This window comes from Crocosphaera sp. Alani8 (genome assembly GCF_038442745.1).
Lineage (GTDB): Bacteria > Cyanobacteriota > Cyanobacteriia > Cyanobacteriales > Microcystaceae > Crocosphaera.
Window position 1 is genome coordinate 1 of sequence record NZ_JARVCN010000237.1, and the last position, 5,043, is coordinate 5,043.

Consider the following 5,043-nt stretch of genomic DNA (forward strand, 5'->3'; position numbering starts at 1 on the left):
CTAAGAAACTAGCTATCATCCTTGGGGACTCTAAGACGATTGCGATCGCTGTTAATCAAGGTCATCGTCGGCAACGATATACGAGATTGGTTGAACGATTAAGTCTCCTTCTGTCAATCTAGTAATTTTTTTTGGTTGTACTGTGAGATTATATTAAAAAGTTTTCTTTTGGGAACTGTTGAATTTTCTAACAATCTATTAAATAAAGCTAATTGTTGATTGGCCTTAAGGAGCATTTCATGAAAAAACCTATAATCATTTCTCTATTTAACCAAGCTGGTGGGGTAGGCAAAACTACTCTTACGCAGAACTTAGGTTATCATCTAAGTCAAAAAGAGTATCGAGTTTTATTAGTGGATTTAGATCCACAAGCATCTTTAACAAGTTTCATGGGATTAGAACCATCTGATTTACCAAGAACAATTTATGATTCTCTTGTTTTTGATGAATCTATTAGGCAAAGTGTCATTTCTCTATCAATTTACAACCAGTATAAAAATCTTGACTTAGTTCCAGCTAACTTGTTACTAGCAAATGCTGAACAGCAATTAATTTTTGCCTCGTTAAGAGAATACCGTTTAAAAAATGTTTTACAACCATCATTTGATAACTATGACTATATTTTGCTAGATTGTCCTCCCAGTTTAGGAATGTTGTCTTTAATTGGTTTAGTGGCTTCTAGCTACGTTCTTGTTCCTATTCAAACTCAATTTAAGGCAACTGTAGGAACAGATAGTTTGCTGTCTACTGTTCATAAAACTCAAAAGCAAATTAATCCTGAACTTGAAATTTTAGGTTTTATTCCTACTCAATTTTCAAAAATTAATAAAACAGAGCAGAGGGTTCTTGAACTTCTCTACGAACAACTCAGTGTAATCGCTCCCATTTTTTCCCCGCTTCCTAGAACAACAGCAATAGCTGAAGCAACAGAATATGGTAAGCCTTTTGCTCTTACTCCAAAAAGTAATAAAGCTATTAAAAGTTTATTTGACGAATATACTACTCAAATTGAATCACTAACACATCCTGTTGCTTATGTCTAATATTCCTCCAAAAAGAAATTTAAGAAATGTTGTTCTTTTTAAGGATGATGAGCTTTCTCCTTTGACAACCTCTTCTGATACTAACTTCATAGAAGTTTCTCTTGAGCAGATTATTTTACCTCCTCAACAACCTCGCCGATATTTTGATGAAATAGGAATGGGTAATTTGATTTCATCAATAAAAAAAGAAGGCATTTTACAACCTCTATTAGTTAGAAAAGTTGAAGATAGATATGAATTAGTGGCTGGCGAGAGGCGTTATCGAGCAGCTAAAACTATTGGACTATTAAGGGTTCCTGTATTTGTCAAGCAACTTACTGAACAAGAAGCTCAATTAATTTCTTTAACCGAGAATTTGCAACGAGAAGACTTAAATCCTGTTGAAGAAACTGAAGGTATTTTGTCTTTACTTTCTGTTAAGCTTCAAACAGATGTAAAAGGAGTTATCTCATATTTAAACCGTCTTGATCATTCTCAACGAGGGAATTTGAAATCGAAAAATGAAGAATTCCAATCTGCCCATAACGTTATGGGCAAACAAGAAATTAACGAAATTTTCGAGTTTTTAGGATTAACTTGGCAATCTTTCCTAAAAAATCGTTTGCCTTTACTTAAGCTTCCCAATGATATTTTAGAAACGTTGAGAGCCGGAAAAATTGCTTACACTAAAGCTAAGATGATCGCTAAAATTGAAGATGAAAGCACTCGAAAAAGTTTGTTAGAGGAATCTATCACTCTAAATTGGTCTTTATCCCAAATACGAGAACGTATTAATCAATTGAACTTAACTTCGACAGATGCTTCTATAGATACTCCTCAAAAAAGGATTTCAGATGTGACAAAACGATTAAAAAAGTCTCAAGTCTGGAAAGATACGAAGAAGTGGCGTAAAGCAGAAAACCTTCTAAAAAAATTAGAAGCTCTATTAGAAGAAGACTAAAAAAAGAGTCCCACATGGGACTCCTCGTAAAGCATTAGTTACTTTAAACTGAACTTTCAATATATTCTTCAATTTTAGTGATGCTCCTTCTCTTCAATCAGATGAGCGACAATTTTACCTGAATTGAGAACCCCAGGTAATCCGGCTCCAGGATGAGTCCCTGCCCCCACAAAATATAAATTCTCAATATCCTCACTCTGATTATGGGGACGAAACCAAGCGGATTGAGTTAAAGTGGGTTCAACGGAAAAAGCCGAACCATTATAACTGTTTAACGTATTTTGAAAGTGCGGTGGATCGATATAATGTTCTGTGACAATGTGTTGAGATAAATTGGGAAGATAATGCTTTTCTAAATAGTCCACAATGCGATTGCGATATTCTTGCGCTTTGCGTTTCCAATTAATCTGACCTTGTAAATTAGGCACAGGAGCTAAAACGTACCAACTATCACACCCAACAGGAGCTAGAGTTGGATCGGTAATCGTTGGATGGTGAAGATAAAGACAGAAATCATCTGGCAGAATTTTTTGCTTAAAAATATCTTCAATCCAAGGGCGATAACGTTGGCCTAATAAAACCTCATGATGTGCCATCTGGGGATACTGAATATCAGTTCCGAAATAGAAAACAAATAAGGACATTGAATAGCGTAACTTTTTGAGGGAGCGATCGCTCCATTTTTTTCGATATTGAGCAGGAATTAAATTCAAATAAGTAAAGGCTACATCGGCATTACTGACAACAATATCAGCGTCTAAAAATTCTGAATGGTCTAAATAAACCCCTTTTGCTCGTCTAGTTGATGAGTCAATGGCAATTTGTTTAACTTCTCGATTGAGTAATAATTTACCGTCATTATTTTGAAATAGTTTAACGAAAGCCTTCACTAAAGCCCCTGTTCCCCCCAGAGGAAACCAAATGCCGAATTCTTGTTCGAGCTTATGGATCATGGCATAAATCGAAGTAGTCTCAAAAGGATTTCCCCCAATCAATAAAGGGTGAAAGCTAAACACCTGTCGTAGTTTTTCATCCTTCAAATATTGATTGACAAAACCAGCGACGGATTTGTAAGTTTGCAATCGGATTAAATCGGGAGCCACCTTGACCATATCCCAAAACTGATGGAAGGGTTGTGCCATTAAAGGTAAACCAGCCTTAAATATCTTGTCTGAAGCTTCTTTTAACTTATAATAACCCTTCACATCATCAGGATTAAACTCACGAATTTGCTCGATTAAGCCATCAGCATCATTGTTATAGTGAAACACTTCCCCATTCGGAAACCGCACATTATAAAAAGGATCAAGGGGAACTAAATTTAGATAATCTTTCCTATCTTTTCCGGCTAAACTAAACAATTCATCAATGAGGTAGGGAACCGTAATAATCGTCGGACCTCCATCAAAAGTAAACCCATCTTGTTGATAAACATAAGCTCTGCCTCCAGGTTGATCTCGTTTTTCAATCAGAGTAACCTGATGAGATGTTGCTGCTAATCGAATAGCTACCGATAGTCCTCCGAAACCACTCCCAATAACAATGATTTTCATATCGTTAATCTTTTTAAGGCATAATCAACATCCTACATGATTCCTGGTTTGGGACTTTCGGAAAACCCATTACTTTTCAACACAACAGTTAATAATTCCTCTGCTATCCCCTTGAAGAAATTAATCGGCCATCTCCTTCGTATGTATCGAATGTAGTAAGGACTCGGAGTTTACGCCGATCACAAGCATTCCTTATTGCTGCTGCTTTCCAGTCCTGACAAGGTTTGGGGGTTGTCATTGCATAAGTCCGAGTCACCTTTGATGGTAACATAAATTTCCTTTTTCCTTATTATATGTGTGATTTGAAGAAGATTTTGGACAGGTTGTCCAACTTTACCTTCCATTTGGACCTGAGTTCGATGTAAGATGATACCCTATAAATTGAGTGGAATTATTTATGACTCATGAAAATTTTTATTGTTCACGCTCACCACGAACCCAAAAGTTTTAATGGAGCTTTAACCCATGTTGCTCAGCAGTTTCTAAAAGAACAGGGGCATCAAGTGGAACTGTCGGATTTGTATCAGATGAATTTTAATCCGGTTTCAGATCGACGTAATTTTACGACCCAAAAAGACCCTGATTATTTAAAACAACAAGCTGAAGAAATGTATGCCAGTGAACATCAGGGTTTTGCTGAGGATGTACAAAAAGAAATAGAAAAACTTTTTTGGTGTGATGTTTTGATCATGCAGTTTCCTCTCTGGTGGTTTGGATTACCTGCCATTCTCAAGGGGTGGGTAGATCGAGTGTTGGCCATGGGGATATTGTATGGTGGAGGCAAATGGTACGATAACGGAGTCTTAAAAGGCCGTCGTGCCATGGTGTCCTTGACGACAGGCGGACCCCCTACGATGTACACTCAGACAGGAATCAATGGAGACGTGGAGCAAATTTTGTTTCCTATTCATCATGGTATTCTGCATTTTGTGGGTTTTGAAGTTTTACCCCCATTTATTGCTTGGGCAGTGTCCCGTGCCTCACAAGAAGAGCGATTAGCTTACTTGGAGCAATATCGTCATCGTTTAGGCTCATTGGAAACGACTTCTTCTTTAAAGTATCCTTCTTTGGCTGAGTATGACCCCAAAACCTTTGAGTTAAAACAATAGCTCAGCTACCCCGTGAGGAAAAAGAGTGTGTCCAAGCTGGCGATGCCTGTCCAACTCACATCGCTCATTTAATGTAATTAGGGGTATGGGTCCCGTTGTGAGTTTAAATGCCTAACTATATGCCGGCTTGACTGGTGACTGGTTTAACTACTCCCAGAAAGACTGAGAAGACCAAGGGAATTGCTGAGACATAGCAAGTTGAAGATTATCTATGCCAATTTTGTCCAAGGGAATCAGAGGGCTGTATTTTGTAAACCATTGTGACTTTAATTCCTGGTAAATTTGGGTGATTAATTGGATACGTCCAATAGCTTCAACGGATTTATTATTGTCGGGATGCCATTTAGGTGATTTCCGAGAAAGCTTTTCCCATAGGGGGGGTAATCCCTTGGACTAAA

The 5,043-nt window shown here is 37.5% G+C and carries 4 protein-coding genes and 1 other RNA gene; 3 read left to right on the forward strand and 2 right to left on the reverse strand.

Translation table 11 applies throughout. From position 1 onward, the window contains the following. Positions 1 to 239 precede the first annotated feature (239 nt). Together P9B04_RS14055 and P9B04_RS14060 are read left to right on the forward strand one after the other, a co-directional pair. A complete protein-coding gene (locus P9B04_RS14055; protein WP_342055616.1) occupies positions 240 to 1,043 on the forward strand; it encodes a ParA family protein in 804 nt (267 codons plus the stop codon). Beyond that, positions 1,036 to 1,983 carry a ParB/RepB/Spo0J family partition protein gene (locus tag P9B04_RS14060; protein WP_342055617.1) on the forward strand — a complete coding sequence of 316 codons (948 nt, stop codon included), beginning with the start codon at positions 1,036 to 1,038 and terminating at the stop codon, positions 1,981 to 1,983. Before P9B04_RS14055 ends, P9B04_RS14060 begins: the two co-directional genes overlap by 8 nt. Before the next feature lie 74 nt (positions 1,984 to 2,057). On the opposite strand, the gene P9B04_RS14065 is transcribed toward P9B04_RS14060, so the two are convergent. Next, positions 2,058 to 3,536, reverse strand: a complete 1,479-nt coding sequence (locus P9B04_RS14065) for a phytoene desaturase (protein ID WP_342055618.1) — start codon at positions 3,534 to 3,536, stop codon at positions 2,058 to 2,060. A 157-nt stretch (positions 3,537 to 3,693) separates the two neighbouring features. Further along, positions 3,694 to 3,790, reverse strand: an RNA gene (gene ffs, locus P9B04_RS14070) — signal recognition particle sRNA small type. Positions 3,791 to 3,940: 150 nt separating this feature from the next. On the opposite strand from ffs, the gene P9B04_RS14075 reads away from it, so the two are divergent. Beyond that, on the forward strand, positions 3,941 to 4,645 hold the full coding sequence (locus tag P9B04_RS14075; RefSeq protein ID WP_342055619.1) for an NAD(P)H-dependent oxidoreductase: 705 nt from the start codon (positions 3,941 to 3,943) through the stop codon (positions 4,643 to 4,645). Positions 4,646 to 5,043 lie beyond the last annotated feature (398 nt).